The sequence below is a fragment of the Allobosea sp. P4_C6 genome (assembly GCF_056402015.1).
Window position 1 is genome coordinate 1 of sequence record NZ_JBFUIF010000327.1, and the last position, 667, is coordinate 667.

Genomic DNA, 667 nt, shown 5'->3' on the forward strand with positions numbered 1-667 from the left:
TTCCCGGAGTGGGACTTCGGCGTGCAGTTGCTCAGCCAGGAGGAGGCCGATGCTCTGCCCTTCGACATTCTTGACGCAACTAAGGTGATCCCCGAGGAATTGGTGCCGATCCGCATCATCGGTCGCATGGTGCTGAACCGAAATCCGGACAACTTCTTCGCCGAGACCGAGCAGTCCGCGTTCCTGCCGACAAATATGCCGCCCGGTATCGATGTCTCGGAAGACCCGCTGCTGCAAGGTCGCCTGTTCTCCTACCAGGACACGCAGCTCTCTCGGCTCGGGACCGTGAACTTCCACCAGATTCCGATCAACAGGGCCAAGGGCTGCCCCTTCCAGAACCTGCAGCGCGATGGGCATATGCAGACCCAGGTCTTCACCGGCCGGGCAAACTACGAGCCCAACAGCCTCAACGAGGCCGGCGAGGCTAGCGGCCCTCGCGAGGACCCGATAGGCGGGTTCCGGACTGGTGCGATTCCGGTCGAGGAGCATAAGGTTCGTCTGCGCGCAGAGAGCTTCGCAGATCATTACAGCCATGCCCGATTGTTTTTCCGCTCGCAGAGCGAGATCGAGCAAGCGCATCTGGCGAGTGCTCTCGTCTTTGAGCTGTCGAAGGTCACTCTGGAGCACGTCCGCAATCGCGTGCTGTCGAATCTCGTTAATGTCGATG

1 protein-coding gene is annotated in these 667 nt (G+C 60.4%); it reads left to right on the forward strand.

The window, feature by feature from the left end; genetic code table 11:
• Positions 1-667 (forward strand): catalase (locus AC1DVA_RS28955; RefSeq protein ID WP_476808213.1); only part of this gene is annotated, 667 nt, incomplete at both ends.